Raw genomic sequence first — 18043 nt, 5'->3', positions numbered from 1 at the left:
AATCCTTAAAAAGTTACAGCGCCAATCAATGGCGCTGATAACCTAATTCTGCAATTTGTCACTCGTACTTAACGTCAAATGCTAGAGATCAAACTGCACTTCATCTAATAACTTAACTGCCGCTTGGTGATATTCAGCCAATTTAAAAATCGGCAATTGATCCGACTTAAACTCCCCCCATGAAGCCACTAAGGTTGAAGGTGCCACATCGGCTTTTACTGGGTATTCCATATTCACTTCAGCATAGGCCTTTTGAGCCACATCGGCGGATAGAAATTCCATCAATTTTATCGCATTGGCTTTATTAGGCGCATGACGAGTTAGCACCATGCCAGAAACGTTCACATGAGCACCGCGATCGGCTTGGTTTGGGAAGTTAATCGTGACGGCCTCGGCCCAGCTTTTTTGCTCAGGGTCTTGCATCATGTTGCCGTAGTAATAGCTGTTACCGATAGCGATATCACATAAGCCTTCTTTTACCGCTTTCACTTGGGCTCTGTCGTTACCCTGTGGCTTGCGCGCCAAGTTACTCTTCACACCGGTCAGCCACGTTTTAGCCTCAGCTTCACCATGGTGAGCAATCATAGATGCCACTAATGCTATGTTGTATGGATGCTTACCGCTGCGGGTACAGATTTTGCCTTTGTATTTAGGATCGGCGAGTTCTTCATAGGTGATTTGCTGCGGCCCTAAACGGTCTTTCGCCGTATAGAGATTTCGTACTCGCATGGTCAGGGCATACCACTGGCCATCGGGGTCACGATACTGAGCAGGAATGTTGCTTTCGAGTTGGGTATTTTTAACTGGTGAAGTCAGATCTTTATCGACTAATTCAACTAGACGCGAGAAATCAGAGGTCAGCACCAAATCTGCTGGGGATAAACGACCTTCACGGGCGAGACGCTCGGCAATACCATCTTTTGCAAAGACCAAATTCACACCTATGCCGGTTTCTTCGGTGAAACGCGTCAGGATAGGCTCCACCAAGAAGGCTTGGCGATAAGAATAAACTGTTAATTTATCATCAGCATTCGCCGAATGCCCAACCGACATTAACCCAACTACTGCTGCGCAAGTTACCCATTTCATTACCCATTTCTCCCCAAAGTGATGATATGTTCAGCGAGTGTGAACATGGCCGCATTAATGATAATGCTTATCAGTAGCGCAAGAGTAATAGATGGATATACAGAGAGCAATAGTCCATTTAACTTTTTGTTTTTAATGAATTTAAATTCAAAACTGGTTATTATCTCAAATCAAACTAAACTGAACCTTAATTTGCTTAAAATGCTTTCAGGAGGCGTTATGTTAACTGTTTTGCTACTAGGTATAGTCGCAGTAGCGCTATTTGGCCTATTTAAACTCAATACTGGTCACAAGCGGCATAGACACTATGCTAAAGCGGTAAATCAACACGCCGACGGGACTAAGCCGCATGCATCACAAGCCCATCATTTTCACAGTGTAAGCATAGTGAATGACGGCAGTTGCTGTAACCAGGTTGAAACATTCTCTGGAAAACGTTTTTTATCGAAGGATGCACCGGAAATCCCGATGGAAGAATGCACTATGACCCAGTGCCAATGTCGCTATCAACACCATGAAGATAGGCGTCAAATAGGGAATGACCGTAGAGTCGAATATGGGGTTACACGGGAATTATTCGGCGCTTTTGGAGAACAAAACCGCCGTGATAGACCAAAGGGAAGACGCGCAACCGATGGCTGAGCATCTCCATCCAGTTATTGGGGACGGGTTTGGATAAACGCGGGGAGATTACGCATATCACTAAACCAAAGTGCCGTCGCAGGGGCAACCTTGCGCCAATCTAACTCTGGATGTCTAAAGTCCACATAATCAAGCAAGCAAATCAAGGCTAATTGCGGTGCCTGAATCGTGGTTTGGGTGATGACGGTTTGCAGCTCAACCTGCATAAGACCACGCAGCAATGCTTGTTCAAAGCGAGCCGTCCAAAAAGCCGATCTCACGCCTTCATCTTCACGCATCTGCTCTTGGCGTAATTTCACCGCGCTATCGATTAAGCCTTTTATCAAAGAATATTGACACTCCAACACCCAGTTATGACTTGAGATGCCAAACATCTTACGATCGCCAAGCTCAGCATCTAGGTAGCGCATAATCACTTCGCTATCGAATAACGCCACGCCATCGTTAGTGATGAGACACGGGATCTGTCCTAGCGGGTTAGCATCGAGTAATTCGGCACTGTTTTCAAAGGGATTGACTAGCTGCTCTTCAATATTGTTAATTCCTAAATACTGGATTAAGGCTCTAACACAACGGGCGTAGGGTGAAGCTTGAGAACTTAACAACTTCATCAAAAATTTCCTTATATTTGCATTAAACGCTATGGCTATTTAGGAGCGAAAACGGCTTGCTCCCACCCATATAAAATGGGATCACCAATATTTCTCTACGGTAATTTGTCCGGGAGCACGACGTAAATTCTTCACTAATCCCTTATCGAGTAAGGCGCTTTGCGCGCCATTGATCATTCCGGGATTGCCACAAATCATAACTTGGGAATCAGCAGCACTTAAGGTTACTCCTGCCTTTTTTTCAATCTCACCCGAGACCAGGCCCTCGGGTATACGACACTGCAACGCATCGGCAAAGGGTTCACGGGTCACACTCAAGACTAATGTAAACTGTGCTGGGTATGTGCGTTCTAACTCACGCAGCTTATCAAGATACGCCAAATCCTGCGCCTCGCGCACGCCATACACAAGTACGACTTTTTCGAAACGCTCCCAAGGTTCATGGGTGTCGAGCATAGACAAAAATGGCCCTACCGCTGTACCTGTAGCCAAAAACCATAAGTGCTTGCCTTGAAGTCCACCCTTAGGAATTTCCACTAAGGTCATAAAACCAGTCGCGGTTGAGGTAATTTCAATTTCATCGCCTATGCCAAGGTTTTGCAATTGCGGCGATAACAGGCCGTCCTCTACCGCGACTGCGAGCACTTCGGCATAGGGTTTATCGGGAGAATTGACTAAGGAGTATGCTCTGGCAACACGCTTATCATCTTGCATTTGACTTAACTTGATAAACTGGCCAGGAATAAATGGGGCTAACTCGGCGGCGATGCGCAATGAAAATAACTTATCGCTCCAATCAATACGTTCTATAACTTGTCCCCTAGTCCACATAGCGTACCCTCAAGCGAAACGTTAAATAGGCTTCCAGCATAGACTTTTTTCCGCATAACAAAAACCCCTTATGATAAGGGGCTTATGGCGATAGAACCGAAAACAACAGAGCGTTAACTGGCACTCGATTGTGTCTCATCTGTCTTCTTATTAAAACTATCTCTAAAGGCCTGTAGTCCCTCTTGCACTAAACCATAGGTTTTATCGACACCATCGGCAATATCCCCCTGCAAGACTCTAAGGCCAGACAGAATGTCTTTCGCTTCTTTAAAGCCGTTATCAATTGCACCACCAATAATTCCCATAAAGCTATCGAGTTGCTCATCTAAGCTCATACCCGAATTTTGTTGCTGGTGAATGCTAAAAAACTGCGTCGCAAAACTCACGATACGATCTGCAGTCGCTTCTGGCGATGTATCTACGCCATTATCGTAAGCAGTTTGAATCGCGTTCTCGCCCATAGTAGGCGCTAACTCTTTATTAATCGACTCTATCGCAGCGCGATAAAGCAAGATCATAGACTGATCGCCTGACTTGATATTCACATCTTGCTGTGCCGATAAAATCGCTTGATTCATCAGCTGCTTACTCGTTTGCTGCGCGGTTTGTTTCGAGGTCACTTCGGTGGTTTTCGCGTCCTTCGAATCACTCACTTCGGTACCCTTAGGCGCCGTATTTTCAGCATATTTTTTCTGCGGCAAAGGGGTACTTTGCACTTGAGAGGGTTTATTGATTTCCATGATGACTATCCATTCAATTCGGGTCGACTTTATTATCGACCAAAATTTGACCAGCTTTAGTAATTTTTAGAATTGAAGTACCATCGTGACCACAAGGTCATGATAAGGCCCGCATAAATTGAGTGGGTTTATTCTGTATAAAGTGCATAAAGCGCCATCCACCCGCATGCAGATCATTACTATCGTCGAGCTTAGAGATAAGCCAATAGAAAAGGATGTTACACCATGGCAGCAGGCCGCAATTTGAGTCATTTCCGCTTTCACGTGTTTACACAAATGCTTAAGTGCACTATTGAGCACTATACGAGCATCAATATCAAACGCCTTAGTTTGCTCACCGGTCTTATTATCTTAACTTGCCTCAGCCTCGCCCCGATTAGCCAAGCCCATGCTGAAAACAGGCTGATTATTTTAGTCAGACATGCCGAAAAAGCCGACACGCCAGCCAATGACCCACAGTTATCGCCCAAGGGGGAAATGCGCGCAACGTCACTGATCACCGCCTTGAACCGCACGCCATTGTCGCAACTCATCGCGACTCAATACCTGCGAACCCAGCAAACACTCGCGCCTATCGCCGAGGCTCGCCATTTGCCCGTGACGATAGTCGAGGCAGCCAAACCTATCGAAGAACATATTCAGCTGATTGTCGAACAAGTGCATGCGGTACGAGGCAATACGCTCATCGCTGGTCATTCAAACACAGTGCCATTAATCATAAAAGCCCTGGGTGGACCAGAGGTCCAAGCAATCGGCGAAGAGGACTACAGCCAGCTGTTTTTGCTCTCTCTCAATGATGGCCAACCCGCGAGCTTGATCGCCACCCGTTACGGACAAGAATAAGGATAAATAACATGAGTGAACTCAATTGGTTTATGTGGGGACTCGATCTGTTTTCAGGACTATTTTTGATCGTTATAGGCTTCGCAGTACTTGCCGTTATTTACATGTATATCGCAGATAAAATGCAGACCAAACAAGCGGTAAGACATAACTATCCCGTGATTGGTCGTTTTCGATATCTGTTCGAAAAACAAGGTGAGTTTTTCAGGCAATACTTTTTCGCCCAAGACAGGGAAGAATTGCCCTTCAACCGTGCTGAACGCAGCTGGGTTTACCGCGCCGCTAAAAATGTCGATAGAACCATAGCCTTTGGTTCGACTCGTCCCTTGGATACTGCCGGTACTATCATGTTTATGAATACCGCCTTCCCGACCCAAGATGAAGATATTACTCCTATTCATCCGCTGACGATTGGCACTCACTGTCGTCAACTTTATACCACTCAAGCCATTTGCCATATTTCAGCCATGAGTTTTGGCGCCCTATCACGCCCAGCTATCACCGCCCTTTCCCATGGCGCAGCGCAGGCGGGTTGCTGGCTTAATACGGGTGAAGGTGGCTTGAGTCCTTATCATCTCAAAGGCGGCTGCGATCTCGTTTTTCAAATTGGAACGGCCAAATACGGCGTTCGCAATGAACAAGGGCATTTAGATGATGAAAAACTGAAGGCGATAGCGATTCATCCCGAAGTCAAAATGTTCGAAATCAAAATGAGCCAAGGCGCAAAACCAGGCAAAGGTGGCATTTTACCCGGTATTAAAGTGACCGCTGAGATTGCCCATATTCGCGGTATTCCAGAGGGACACGACTCAATCAGCCCCAATGGCCACATCGAATTTAAGTCAGTAAACGATATTTTAGATATGGTTGAGCGAGTTCGTGAAGTCACAGGTAAACCTACCGGCATTAAAGCCGTACTCGGCGATGTGCAGTGGCTGGAAGATTTATGTGATGAAATTGAACGCCGCGGCGAAGACTCAGCCCCCGACTTTTTCACCTTAGACAGCGCCGATGGTGGCACAGGCGCAGCACCGCAACCATTAATGGATTATGTCGGATTACCACTGAAAGAAAGCTTACCTATCCTAGTCAATATCTTGATCCAACGCGGCTTGCGTAAACGCATTAAAGTCATCGCCTCGGGCAAACTTATCGTCCCATCCAGAGTCGCTTGGGCTTTGGCATTAGGCGCCGACTTTATCGCATCGGCCCGTGGCAACATGTTCGCCCTCGGTTGTATTCAAGCCTTGCAGTGTAATAAAGATACCTGCCCAACGGGTATCACTACGCACAATCCAAAACTTCAACAAGGGCTAAATCCTAGGGATAAATCGACGCGGGTCGCTAACTATAATCATAATTTACACCATGACTTAGGGCTAATCGCGCACTCTTGCGGTGTGACAGAGCCAAGACAACTTAAGCCTTCACATGTACGAATTGTGCTCGATAGCGGTTTATCTATCTCACTCGACAAATTCTATTCGCACATGGATAAATAGCCGCAAACCCTTGCGGTGATTAGCCAGTACAACTTTTGTCTATATGAGTTTTACATAAGGTATATTTGAATGCGTATCACAAAAGAGGTAAGATCCGTGAGGTGAGGCGTTATTCAAATACCTTACCCACAATTGAACTTAAGGAAACACTTTGAAATCTAGCTTCGTAAGCCAACTGCCCGCCAGTAAAACTGTAAGCACGAGCTGTAAGAGCTGTAATCGCCTGACTGAGATCGAAGGCGAGCTTGTGTGTTTTCGTGAAGGACAGATCATTCGACTCACCTTGATCGATGAGTCAGCGCCTAAATTGAATCTTTTATGCGAAGGTTGGAAAGCTGGCAAGCTGAATGGCGTAGCTTAATTCGGCACTATTGGTCTTAAACAAGATATAAAGCGTTAAAGCAAAATGACTCTTCCTTGAGCATCGAGAATAGTTGCTCACCACTACCCTCCCACATTCTCATCAAACGCTGACTTTCTAACGCATTTTCTATGATGTTTAGCGCATGCTCATCATATAGTCACTTGTCGGCACATGCATATCGCGGATCACGCCCGCAAGTACCATCTCTGGATTGACCTTAGCCAAAGTAAGACACCGAGTCGTCACCAGTAGACCCGCATTCAATTCAGCATGAATACGTTGCAGCGAATCATAATCAACACCACGTTTTTTCAATGTCGCCATGATGGCAAACCAATCAGTGGCGACTTTTTCTTCTTTGCCTTCAATGTTCACTCTCAGTGCAATATTTTCCATGCCAGATCTCTTCCGATTGATGTGTTGGCATTTGAGTATAGAGAGCCGAAGCTGAATAAAGACTGAACTGTATTGCGCTATTCACTGCTCAGATGAGTATGTTGCTGCTCATTTTGTATCCGCCATAATTTGGCATATAGACCATTTGCCACTAACAAAGTCTGGTGATTACCCTGCTCAACAATTTCACCTTGGCTCAATACAACGATTTGGTCAGCATCGACAATCGTAGATAATCGATGTGCCACCACAAGGCTGGTATGCCCTTTAGCGACTTCCCGCAGTGCCGACAAAATCGCTTGCTCGGAGCGGCTATCGAGTGAGGATGTTGCCTCATCAAACACTAGCACGGGCGAGCCCTTTAAAATGGCTCTGGCTATCGCAACCCGCTGTTTTTCTCCGCCAGAGAGCTTTAAGCCGCGTTCACCCACCTTTGTATCCCACCCAAGGGCAAGTGATGTAATAAATTGCTCTAAGTGCGCTAATTTAATTGCGTTGCGCACCTCTTCATCCGTCGCGCTTGAGCGGCCATAGCGTATGTTCTCAACTAATGAATCGTTAAACAGCACAGTATCCTGCGGCACGATAGCGATGGCCCGTCGCAGCGCATCTTGCGTCAAATGACGGATATCTTGTCCATCGATTTTAATCGCGCCTTGGTCCACATCGTAAAATCGAAATAGCAGTTTAATCAGCGTCGACTTACCAGCACCACTATCACCAACTACGGCCACCTTTTTCCCCGCAGCAACCTTAAAACTCACGTCCCGCAGAATTTGCCGCTCGTCGTAGCTGAAATTCACATTTTCAAATACCAGCTCGCCCTTGGTGGGCTGAAAATCGAGTGCTTGGGGTGAATCGACTATCATGGGATGTTTATCGAGCAGGCTAAACATACGTTCAATATTGGCTAAGGCGCCGCGAATTTCGCGATACACGAAACCTAAAAAGTTAAGGGGTAAAAAGAGCTGCATCATAAACGCATTAATCAACACAAAATCACCTAAGGTCATATCGCCATAGGTAACTCTGTATGCCGCCAGCGCCATCATTGCTGTCATCGCCAGAGCGATAATCACAGCTTGTCCGCCATTAAGCGCAAACAAAGATAAGCGGTTTTTACGTTTAGCGACTTCCCACTGTTCTAGCGCTTGATCGTAGCGCTGCGACTCATACTTCTCATTATTGAAATACTTAACGGTTTCGTAGTTCAGCAAACTATCAATCGCCCGCGTATTTGATAAAGAGTCAGCCTTGGCGGCATCACGTACATACTCAGTGCGCCATTCGGTCGCGACCACAGAGAATATGATGTAGGCCAACACAGCAATAAAGGTGATTGCCGCAAACGCAATCCCGTAGTTATAGAAGAAAATGCCAATCACCATGACAATTTCGAGCAAGGTCGGCACTATGTTGAACACCATAAACCGCATGAGGAAACTCACGCCACTGGTGCCGCGCTCAATATCACGGGATAAACCGCCGGTTTTGCGCTCTAGATGAAAATCGAGATCAAGTCGGTGTAAATGCTCGAATACCGCTAAGCCTAAACGGCGGATCGCCCGCTCAGTCACCCGACCAAACAAGGTATCGCGGATCTCCCCCGTAATCGCCGTCAGTAAACGAATCGCACCATAGGCCAACACCAATCCCACGGGCACACTGAGGGCTTGCGCGGTTTTATCGGCATCTAAGGTGTCGACCAAATGCTTCAAAATAAAAGGCAAAGCCACGCTGGTCAGCTTAGCGATGATGAGGCATGACATCGCCAGCGCAATACGGCCTTTGTATTCCAATAAGTAAGGCCAAAGCAGCTTCATGACGTGCCAGTTTAATTTATCGACTGGACCTTCAAAATATAACGTTGGGCGCATAGGACATAACCTTGAATGAGTTATGTCAATTGTAACAGTACAAACCAGACTTAAGCTAAACGAAACGAGCAAAGCTTGAATAAAATCAATCAGATTTTTCTGACAGACAAATAGACTTATTCACGACACAATGCACAGCTATTCTGATCCGATGAAAAGCCAAGCTGTCATACTTACGTATTACACTGGCATATTCATAATAAATGAATTTATACTGATTTCTGTGCTGGTATAAATACCGATAGCTTGCGTTTGACTTGACCTCTGCGCCGTATGACAGAAGACAAGTTTGCTATGGGGAAAGGCTTAGCTCAACCTTACTGCTGTTGATTATTTTTGCAGTTTTGCCCAAAATGCCATGGAGGCGGTTATACAAATCGATAGAATTTGTTAACCTCTACGCGCTAGATTTGGCGATTCATACGTCCAATCTCTAGCGAGAACATTAAGACAAACAAATTAAATAAGATCAAAGGAAGCTTTATGTTGGATTCCGCTAAAGTTCAATACCCGCCATTACCACTGATCCAAACTTGGGTGTGGATGATGATCGAATCAGGCAATCCAGAGATACAAGATAAAGGTAGAAACAACCTTATTGCCGCCTTTGGTAGCTTAGCCAAAGCAAATGAATACATTGTTGAAATAAGCAATAAATAGATAAAACAAAGGCGCCGGGATAGCGCCTTTGTTTTTACTTTACCCGCAATCGTTAACGACTAATTCAGATATAGTTGCGGTTTATGTTCGCACGTACAGATAATTAAACCTGACGGCGTTCGATAATACTCTGATTCAAAATGGCCAACAGGCGCTCGGTATCATCCCAACCGATACATGCATCGGTAATACTCTGACCATAACACAGCTCTTGGCCTTCAATTAAATCCTGACGACCTTCCACTAAATGGCTTTCGACCATAACGCCAAAAATAGCAGTATTCCCCGTCGCCACTTGACCTGCCACATCCTCAGCCACCACTAATTGACGTTGGTACTCTTTACTACTATTGGCATGGCTAAAGTCGATCATAATGTTGTCAGCAAGCTGAGCTTTTAATAACTGCTGGCTAATTTCAGCGACATGCGGCGCACTGTAATTAGGCTCACGGCCGCCACGTAAAATAATGTGGCAATCAGGATTCCCTTTGGTCGAAACGATCGCCGAATGGCCTAACTTAGTCACAGACAAAAAATGGTGCGGTGCATTGGCAGCACCTATCGCATCGATAGCGACTTTAATGGTGCCATCGGTCCCATTTTTAAAACCGACCGGACAAGAAAGACCAGAGGCTAGCTCTCTGTGCACTTGTGACTCAGTTGTTCGGGCGCCAATGGCTCCCCAGCACATTAAATCTGCCATATATTGCGGGGTGATCATGTCAAGAAACTCACCCGCGGTTGGCATACCGCTGTCGTTCAAGTCCACTAACAACTTACGCGCAGTACGTAAACCATCATTGAGTTTAAAGCTGTTATCCATGTAAGGATCGTTAATCAGCCCCTTCCAACCTACTGTGGTTCTTGGCTTTTCAAAATACACTCGCATCACGATTTCGAGTTGATCTTTATACTGCTCACGCAGCGTAACCAGACGCTGACCATATTCCAACGCCGCTTTGGGATCGTGGATAGAACAAGGTCCAATTACCACTAACAGGCGATCATCAGACTTAGCCAGAATATTGTGGATACTATTTCGCGCATTAAACACAGTCGCAGAGGCTTTTTCGGAAGCAGGAAATCGTTCTAGAATCGCGATAGGAGGAAGTAACTCTTTTACTTCTTTAATGCGAACGTCATCATTTTGGTAATACATAATTTTACTGCTCCAACTCTGGTGTTTTAGGCTATTTCTATCGCTGCGATAAGGGATCTCAACTGCAATACTGAGTTCAATTTATCGAGTCTCAAGCGCCAATGCAACCAAGTTGTCTCCATTTCAAAAAATCAAATATAACTTATTGTTTTAATATATTTTAAAAAAATCAAAATTCAAATATGCTGACTAACTCACAGCCTTAATGAACAAAATCGAATATGGCGGATAAAAAGCAAGCGGGGAATGCTTGCGGCAAGTGCGAGTGAGCTATCCATGCCTGTCAGCTAAGGTATTAACGACTAAACGCTTGAATGAGTGCAATTGATCCAGCTCTCTACGCAAGAGAACTGGATGCTAGAGCAGGCCAATACTAATGGTGCAGCATGACTTGTAACTTGTTTTGATAGCGATGACGCTCTGAATCATCACGGCTCAAAGCCAGCGCTTTTTCCATATTCAGTTTGGCACGCTTTTCATCCCCCAGCGCCCAATAGGTTTTTGATAAACCGAAGAAGAATTCATGCCGATAATCAGCTTTGGCCAACGCCCTTTGATACCATGCTAAAGCCTCGTCGTATTGATGTTCATCGAAGGCTTGCTGCGCCATATCATAGTAATAATAAGGATTACGTATCCTTGCTAATTCAAGCACTTTATTGATTTCAGCCCATTCATCAAGCCGGCCCTGATCCCCTAAAATCAAAGCTAAGTTATAAAGCGTGGTTAAATTTTTCGCTTCAAACTTAAGGGCATAGCGATACACCTGTTCGGCCCGTTTCTCATCCCCTTTATGCCGATAAATAATGGCGAGCGTATTGAGTGAGGGGACAAACTGACCGACATTTAAACCCGCTTTGATGAGGGCATAGGCCCTATCTAAATCGCCATTCACTAAAGATTCTGCCGCCATGTTATTGTAAAACATGCTGATCAAGGTTTGCTTATTCACTCGGGTCTTACCATACCCTCGTAGGGCGCGCTCAGGCATAAAGTCCACTAAGATTGCCGAAGATGACACATAGACTGAATGTAAATTCTCGGGCGGAAGTAAGCGTAAGTTCACATGACCATTGATTAAATAGAAATCACCTTGCTTGTCCCATACGGGTTCAATGGCGATATCTTGATACTCAGCGCCCACATTCAATATGTCCGCCAGCGCAGAAGTCATTACCACTAAGGACATGCAATTCCCTGCCCTTTGGGCGTAGGTTTCACGGGCAATTTGGGTCAGGTTATCTTGGTAGCGAAAATCAATTTTAGCACTATTGGTTTGGCTGGCATTGATATAACTGGCTAACCATTCGTTGGCTAACATGGCGTTATTATGGGAAAAAGTATATTTGTCATAGCTACGCTTTACATCTGTTACCACCTCAGGCGGCAGATAAAAAATATCCGCAACGGAAGGAATATCGGCGACAGGGGTAAACAATGAATCGGCAAGTAGCGACTTAAGATCCGACGGTTCAGGCGCGATGGTCGTCGAGCTACAGGCAACCAACTGACTGAGTACAGTGCCCATTATGGCACTCAGGTATACGGCTCGGAATAGTTTTGACATATGTCCTCCCACACCATTAGCTCCTATTTGAGCTTATTACAAATGGCGAAAAAGACGACATAAAATGGTTACAAAAAATGACAATCGCTATCGTTAAAAAATAACTATAAGTGATTTAACACGTTAGTTACTGCGAAGGTTGATCAACCTCTATGTATAGCTCACGCTGCTGGTAATGGTATGGCCGATAGTTATGCTCCCCACAGGTAAAATAGCGATAGGGCTTCATCACAGTAATACAACCTAAGGGTAAAGCCTGCAGAATTTGGATCTGCTGTTGACGACGAAGCGACTCCTGCCACTCAAAATCCTTGAGCACTTGATCACGCACAGCAAAGGCATCGACAGGCTCACTCGAGCGGTTAACTATGATTTCCCCTGCAAAGGCAGATACTGATATCAAGCCAGCAATAACGATAAGGCTGAGTCGCGTAAATTGACCGACAGCTGTGGCATTTAAGCTCATAGTTCACTCCTTTATTCGTGCAGTAAATGGTGCAGGTAAATAGTGTAGGTAAATCATGCTGTAAGGTAATGCACGGCAGCCTGCTTAAGCCCCACTCTAAACCGCCTTGAGCTTAACCCATGACCAAGCCCCATAAAAAAGCAGAGCCTAAGCTCTGCTTTACTATCCCTCGATCCACGCTAGGCATCAAGTTGAATCACCATTCATTCGCCAGTTTACTTAACCAGCATTTTTAACCGTAACAAACTCTGGGTAAGCATCGATACCACAATCAGACGCATCCATACCATTGTATTCTTCTTCCTCAGTCACACGGATCCCCATGGTTTTCTTAATCGCATACCAAACCACAAAGGATGAACAGAATACCCAAGTAAAGATGAAGGCTGCACCGGTCAACTGCCCAGTAATAGTCGCATCAGCGTTGGATAATGGCACACACATTAACCCAAGAAAACCCGCCACGCCGTGTACTGAAATCGCGCCCACTGGATCGTCGATCTTAATGCGATCTAAGCCTACAATAGAGAACACCACTAAACCACCAGCAACCACACCAATCACGCCCGCCATTAACAGTGAAGGTGATAGCGGATCTGCCGTAATCGCCACTAAGCCCGCTAGGATCCCGTTGAGGATCATAGTTAAATCCGCTTTACCCCAAATCATCTTACACACGATAAGCGCAGAGATAGCACCAAATGCAGCCGCAGTATTAGTATTTACGAACACTTTTGCCACTGAGCTCGCATTCGCCGCATCCGACACCATTAATTGCGAGCCACCGTTGAAGCCAAACCAGCCCATCCACAGAATAAACATACCTAAGGTTGCCATCGGCAAATTAGAGCCTGGGATAGGATTCACTTGACCGTTAGGGCCATATTTACCCTTACGTGCACCAAGCAATAATACCCCCGCAATCGCTGCAGTCGCACCAGTCATGTGCACAATACCGCTACCGGCAAAGTCCACAAAGCCCAGTTTTGCGATAAAACCTTGGCCCCAAGTCCAATACCCTTCTACTGGATAGATAACTGCAGTCATTACCACAGAGAAGAATAGGAAAGCCCATAACTTCATCCGTTCCGCCACGGCGCCAGAGACAATTGACATCGCCGTTGCCACAAACACCACTTGGAAGAAAAAGTCAGATTCTAATGCATGGCTCGCATCCGATGATTGAGAACCGATTAAGGTACCAATCGATGGTAGCCAGCCTCCTTCAGTGTTATCGACATACATAATGTTGTAGCCAACCAATAGGTACATCACACAGGCAATCGCGTACAAAACCACGTTCTTAGTTAAAATTTCAGTGGTGTTTTTAGAGCGAACTAAGCCCGCTTCTAACATGGCAAATCCCGCTGCCATCCACATTACCAAAGCACCTGAGATCAAAAAGTAAAAGGTATCGAGTGCAAAGCGTAGTTCAGTGACTGTGCCACCTAGTTTTGTTAATTCTTCCATTATCAGCCCCTTATAGCGCTTCTGTATCGAGTTCACCCGTACGGATACGGATAGCATGTTCTAAGTCGACGACGAAGATCTTACCGTCGCCAATTTTCCCCGTATGAGCCGCCGTGGTGATGGCCTCAATCAACATGTCGAGATTTTCAGCCTTAGTGGCAATTTCTAGTTTTACTTTTGGCAAAAAATCCACCTGATACTCGGCGCCACGATACAGCTCTGTGTGCCCTTTTTGACGGCCAAAACCTTTAACTTCGGTCACCGTCATGCCTTCAATACCTATTCCGGCGATAGCTTCACGGACATCATCCAACTTAAATGGCTTGATGATAGCGCTGACTAGTTTCATCCTGACCTCCAAAAAAACGCGATTGTTATTAATTTGTATCAAAGGTAATTCAATCATTAGGCCAACAATTTAAATTACTGATTATTTTAAACTTTAACTAAACAAGGTTATTTTTAAAGGTTAAAAATGCACCATGATCGAGCACAAACAAGTGCAACGCACTCTTTTAGTGAGCAGTTTAAGTGCAACAGCTATTCGACCTTAGGCCTATTGGTAACAAGGTTAAATTGGGGTCTACTGGGGAAGCGTAAATCGAGATGAAATCTGAGCATCACAGCACAAGCTCTTAGACAAAAGCGAAGATCATCACTAAGACAATCATCAAGCGCAGAAGGAAGGCCCGATGTTAAAACCCGAAGAATGTGTTCTCGTTATCGTCGATGTGCAGGGAAAACTTGCACAAATCATGGATAACAGTGACAAGCTGCACCAACAACTACAGACCTTAATCCAAGGTGCACAATTATTTGAAATACCCATACTATGGTTAGAACAGCTACCCGATAAGCTCGGAGCAACCAGTCCTGAGCTTCAAACCTTGCTAGAGAAAACCGGCTCCCCCATTGCCAAGCAACATTTTAGCGGTTGGCACTGTGAAGAGTTTGCGCAGGCACTCACTAAGACAAATCGTAAACACGTCATACTGGCGGGCATTGAAACCCATGTGTGTGTTTACCAAACCTGTTGTGACCTTATCGAACAACAATATTCGGTGCATTTAGTCGCAGATGGCGTATCGTCACGCAGTGCTGAGAATAAACAACTTGGGATCCAAATGATGACGGCCAGAGGCGCCCTATTAACTAACGTGGAATCGCTATTATTTGAATTACAACATCAAGCCCAAGGCGAGCGGTTTAGGGCGTTATTAAAACTGATAAAATAGTCTTAAATTTATTCAGGGTAAAATAATAAAGGTCACATTAACTTGTGACCTTTATATTAAAACATCGTTACAATTATTAAATTAGAAACGACCAGTCAGACCTAAACCAATAAATACACCATCAGCATCGGAATCTAATTCTCTAGCTAACTCAAAGTTTGCAGAGAAGCTATCAGATAGACGTAACCAATAAGCGGTTTTTAATACGAAAGTATCATCATGACCATCATCAGTATAACCTAGACCAACAGACCATGATTTAGTCACATACCAATCAGCACCTAAATTGAATGTGTCGTCAGAATCTTGATGTGTCCAGTTTGCGCTCAAATCAACACCAGTGGTTGATTGCAGTGCAATAAAGCTACGCACTTTTAAACCGTATGATTCTTCGATGCTATCGCTGCCATCGTTATAGAAAGCAGATACTGCAGAGCTATCGTTGAAGTAATAACCGACTTCTGCACCGTAAGTGTTCCAGTCAAAACTGCCGATTTCAGAACGTTGATAGTTAGCAGCAATAAACCATTTAGAAGCAAATACATAAGTGCCATCAACACCAATGGTATCTAAATCTGATTCATCATAATTGCTGTAATTAACACCAACATTAGACGTTTGAGCTAAAAATCCATTAAGCGCATAAGGACCTTTAGTTTGGTCAACTGGGCTAATGTAGTAACGATAATTCGCGTTCCACAGACCATCGCTGAACTCTTCAGAATTTGCGCTATATTTTAGGCCTGCTTCATGCTGAAATGAGTTATCTTGTGCAGCAGCGGCATTAACACTTACGAAACCTAATAATATTGCTAGCGCGGTAATTTTTTTCATCAAAGTATTCCCTTATATGATTATAAGCTAGGAGTAAAAGATGAAGATAACGAAGAAACAATCTCAGCATTGCTTATTCCATTATCATTAATATCCATTTAAATTTTTTATTTAAACGAACCTGCTCTCCTAGCGGCGCACACCTTAATGTAAAAAATATATAATTGAAATAAAAATTTAATATTTATCCTGTATTAAAGGATATAAAAAAGCTCCTTATATAGGAGCTTTTTATTACTTTGAAGTCTACTTAAGTATTATTTATAAGTGGCTTCGCGCTTTTTCGCTTCTTCATCCCACTTAGGTAACATGTCTTTCTTAAATGCTTCTTTCTCAGCATTCATTTTTTCCATGTCCATACCTAAAGCGGCTTGTGCCTTAGCTTTAGTCGAAATATCAGGGATAGCGACAGGATCTGTGATGCCTTTTTTCGCCAACAGTTGCGCTAATTTAACCCGCGCATCAGCCGCTTTATCTACCGCTGTACCTAAAATACGTAAAACTTCTTCAGGAGCGTGAGCAGCAGCGCCGTGTGAAGCAATCGCATAGTCCCAACGCCATTGTGAATGACGGATATCGGTTAGAATAGGCTTCATTTCCGCTTCAGTTGCACCCGCTTTCCAAGCGGCTGCGGCTTCAAAGTGCGCTTTCACCAGTTGTGCTTCGGCGCGGCCTTTAAGCTCTTTTACTTTCGCTTTACGTTCGTTGGTCAAGCCGACTAAAAACTCTTTACTTTGGCTGTGGCACGTCGCGCAGGTTTCTTCAAAACGATCAAATGGGTTACCCACTTTATGATCTGTGTACTTACGGCCTTTGTCGTTAGTCACTTTTGGCATGTGACAATCAACACAGCTCACATCGTTCTTACCATGAACACCGAGTTTCCAAGTTTCATAACCAGGGTGCTGCGCTTTTAACATAGGGGTTTTAGACAGCGCATGCGTCCAGTCGGAGAACTCAATACCGTCGTAATAGGTTTCCATTTGCTCAACGGTTGTGCCCATATCCCAAGGGAATTTAACGAAACCTTTTCTGCCTTCTTTTTTCTCGAAATAGTATTCAACGTGACACTGACCACAGACCATTGATTGCTTGTCTTTTTTAGACGCTTTGGCAAAAGGTGTGCCTAATGCTTCCATACCACGTTCAGCAAAGGGGCGAGAGATACGCAGTTTTGGCGTGCCTTTTTCATGGCAGTCACCGCAGCCTATGGTGTTCACCACTTCTGGGCCGCCTTTTGCCCATTTGCCTTTGAAGTAACCATCTTCGCCTTGTTCTTCAATCAAACGCGGCACATCTGGGCTCTTACAACTCCAACAAGCCATAGGCATTGGGCCATCTTCCGCGTTGGTAGGTGCGCCAGTACGCAGAGTGTTACGCACATCCGTAATGGCATACATGTGGCCACGTGGTGCGTTGTAATCTTTCGCAAAACCATAACCTGCCCACAGCACGACTAAGCTCGGGTCCGAGGCTAACACATCGGTATTCTCAGTGCTTTTATCTGTGTCATGCCAGCTAGCGTATTGATTAGCAAATTTGTCTTTATAAACTTCGTTGCGAGGCTCAGTTTTATCACTCGCCATTGCGCCCGCCGCCATGAAGCTGGCGGCAACCAGTGCACTTAGTGCAAAGGACTTACCTGTCATCTTCTTCATCATCTCATCTCCGTGTTGCATTATTGTTGTAAATCACGACATCTCCATGGTCAAACTTAGTGAGTTAATCCCGCTAAACATATACCTCTTAGGGGGTAT

The 18043-nt window shown here is 44.9% G+C and carries 19 protein-coding genes; 6 read left to right on the top strand and 13 right to left on the bottom strand.

What is annotated here, in order from left to right; translation table 11 throughout:
* Nucleotides 1–81: 81 nt before the first annotated feature.
* Entirely contained in the window at nt 82–1089 is a 1008-nt protein-coding gene (locus tag Q4Q52_RS03380; protein ID WP_311989836.1) for a Fe(3+) ABC transporter substrate-binding protein, read from the bottom strand.
* A 219-nt stretch (nt 1090–1308) separates the two neighbouring features.
* On the opposite strand from Q4Q52_RS03380, the gene Q4Q52_RS03375 reads away from it, so the two are divergent.
* Nucleotides 1309–1731 carry a hypothetical protein gene (locus Q4Q52_RS03375; RefSeq protein ID WP_311989835.1) on the top strand — a complete coding sequence of 141 codons (423 nt, stop codon included), beginning with the start codon at nt 1309–1311 and terminating at the stop codon, nt 1729–1731.
* A gap of 14 nt (nt 1732–1745) precedes the next feature.
* On the opposite strand, the gene Q4Q52_RS03370 is transcribed toward Q4Q52_RS03375, so the two are convergent.
* The 3 genes from Q4Q52_RS03370 to Q4Q52_RS03360 form a co-directional block, all read right to left on the bottom strand.
* Nucleotides 1746–2342 (bottom strand): glutathione S-transferase N-terminal domain-containing protein, encoded by a 597-nt coding sequence (locus Q4Q52_RS03370; RefSeq protein WP_107949212.1) that lies wholly within the window; start codon nt 2340–2342, stop codon nt 1746–1748.
* Nucleotides 2343–2423: 81 nt separating this feature from the next.
* Nucleotides 2424–3173: a ferredoxin--NADP reductase gene (locus Q4Q52_RS03365; RefSeq protein ID WP_311898639.1), complete on the bottom strand. Its 750-nt coding sequence runs from the start codon at nt 3171–3173 to the stop codon at nt 2424–2426.
* A gap of 113 nt (nt 3174–3286) precedes the next feature.
* Nucleotides 3287–3913, bottom strand: coding sequence for a DUF5610 domain-containing protein (locus tag Q4Q52_RS03360; RefSeq protein ID WP_311898637.1), 627 nt, complete (start codon nt 3911–3913; stop codon nt 3287–3289).
* Nucleotides 3914–4138: 225 nt separating this feature from the next.
* Here Q4Q52_RS03360 and Q4Q52_RS03355 point away from each other — a divergent pair, with 225 nt between their 5' ends.
* From Q4Q52_RS03355 to Q4Q52_RS03345, 3 genes are all read left to right on the top strand, one after another.
* Nucleotides 4139–4756: a histidine phosphatase family protein gene (locus Q4Q52_RS03355; protein WP_311989834.1), complete on the top strand. Its 618-nt coding sequence runs from the start codon at nt 4139–4141 to the stop codon at nt 4754–4756.
* Nucleotides 4757–4767: 11 nt separating this feature from the next.
* Nucleotides 4768–6258, top strand: coding sequence for an FMN-binding glutamate synthase family protein (locus Q4Q52_RS03350; RefSeq protein ID WP_311989833.1), 1491 nt, complete (start codon nt 4768–4770; stop codon nt 6256–6258).
* Nucleotides 6259–6409: 151 nt separating this feature from the next.
* A complete protein-coding gene (locus tag Q4Q52_RS03345; protein ID WP_006084154.1) occupies nt 6410–6619 on the top strand; it encodes a hypothetical protein in 210 nt (69 codons plus the stop codon).
* A 138-nt stretch (nt 6620–6757) separates the two neighbouring features.
* Here Q4Q52_RS03345 and Q4Q52_RS03340 read toward each other — a convergent pair whose 3' ends face one another.
* Both Q4Q52_RS03340 and Q4Q52_RS03335 read right to left on the bottom strand, forming a co-directional pair.
* Nucleotides 6758–7018, bottom strand: coding sequence for a hypothetical protein (locus Q4Q52_RS03340; protein ID WP_106651643.1), 261 nt, complete (start codon nt 7016–7018; stop codon nt 6758–6760).
* 77 nt (nt 7019–7095) lie between these two features.
* Entirely contained in the window at nt 7096–8895 is a 1800-nt protein-coding gene (locus tag Q4Q52_RS03335; RefSeq protein ID WP_311989832.1) for an ABC transporter ATP-binding protein/permease, read from the bottom strand.
* A 483-nt stretch (nt 8896–9378) separates the two neighbouring features.
* On the opposite strand from Q4Q52_RS03335, the gene Q4Q52_RS03330 reads away from it, so the two are divergent.
* Complete coding sequence (locus Q4Q52_RS03330) at nt 9379–9555, top strand: hypothetical protein (RefSeq protein WP_105250227.1); 177 nt, start codon at nt 9379–9381, stop codon at nt 9553–9555.
* Nucleotides 9556–9658: 103 nt separating this feature from the next.
* Here Q4Q52_RS03330 and aroG read toward each other — a convergent pair whose 3' ends face one another.
* The 5 genes from aroG to Q4Q52_RS03305 all read right to left on the bottom strand — a co-directional run bounded on the left by aroG (nt 9659) and on the right by Q4Q52_RS03305 (nt 14566).
* Nucleotides 9659–10714 carry a 3-deoxy-7-phosphoheptulonate synthase AroG gene (aroG, locus tag Q4Q52_RS03325; RefSeq protein WP_220591144.1) on the bottom strand — a complete coding sequence of 352 codons (1056 nt, stop codon included), beginning with the start codon at nt 10712–10714 and terminating at the stop codon, nt 9659–9661.
* A gap of 373 nt (nt 10715–11087) precedes the next feature.
* Nucleotides 11088–12281: a hypothetical protein gene (locus Q4Q52_RS03320; RefSeq protein ID WP_311989831.1), complete on the bottom strand. Its 1194-nt coding sequence runs from the start codon at nt 12279–12281 to the stop codon at nt 11088–11090.
* A gap of 127 nt (nt 12282–12408) precedes the next feature.
* Entirely contained in the window at nt 12409–12747 is a 339-nt protein-coding gene (locus tag Q4Q52_RS03315) for a hypothetical protein (protein WP_300478212.1), read from the bottom strand.
* A gap of 219 nt (nt 12748–12966) precedes the next feature.
* Complete coding sequence (locus Q4Q52_RS03310; RefSeq protein WP_012197658.1) at nt 12967–14217, bottom strand: ammonium transporter; 1251 nt, start codon at nt 14215–14217, stop codon at nt 12967–12969.
* Between the two features lie 10 nt (nt 14218–14227).
* Entirely contained in the window at nt 14228–14566 is a 339-nt protein-coding gene (locus Q4Q52_RS03305; protein ID WP_028761800.1) for a P-II family nitrogen regulator, read from the bottom strand.
* A 343-nt stretch (nt 14567–14909) separates the two neighbouring features.
* Here Q4Q52_RS03305 and Q4Q52_RS03300 point away from each other — a divergent pair, with 343 nt between their 5' ends.
* Complete coding sequence (locus tag Q4Q52_RS03300; RefSeq protein ID WP_220591146.1) at nt 14910–15452, top strand: hydrolase; 543 nt, start codon at nt 14910–14912, stop codon at nt 15450–15452.
* A gap of 81 nt (nt 15453–15533) precedes the next feature.
* Here the strand turns inward: Q4Q52_RS03300 and Q4Q52_RS03295 are convergent, their stop codons facing one another.
* The gene (locus tag Q4Q52_RS03295) at nt 15534–16286 is read right to left on the bottom strand and encodes a putative porin (RefSeq protein ID WP_063881746.1); all 753 of its coding nucleotides are present in this window, start codon (nt 16284–16286) and stop codon (nt 15534–15536) included.
* Nucleotides 16287–16543: 257 nt separating this feature from the next.
* On the bottom strand, nt 16544–17947 hold the full coding sequence (gene nrfA, locus Q4Q52_RS03290) for an ammonia-forming nitrite reductase cytochrome c552 subunit (RefSeq protein ID WP_259528987.1): 1404 nt from the start codon (nt 17945–17947) through the stop codon (nt 16544–16546).
* Nucleotides 17948–18043 lie beyond the last annotated feature (96 nt).

The organism is Shewanella sp. SP1S2-4 (genome assembly GCF_031932075.1).
Taxonomy (GTDB): domain Bacteria; phylum Pseudomonadota; class Gammaproteobacteria; order Enterobacterales; family Shewanellaceae; genus Shewanella; species Shewanella baltica.
Note: the sequence above shows the minus strand (reverse complement) of the source record. Positions and strands in the feature narration are given on the sequence as shown.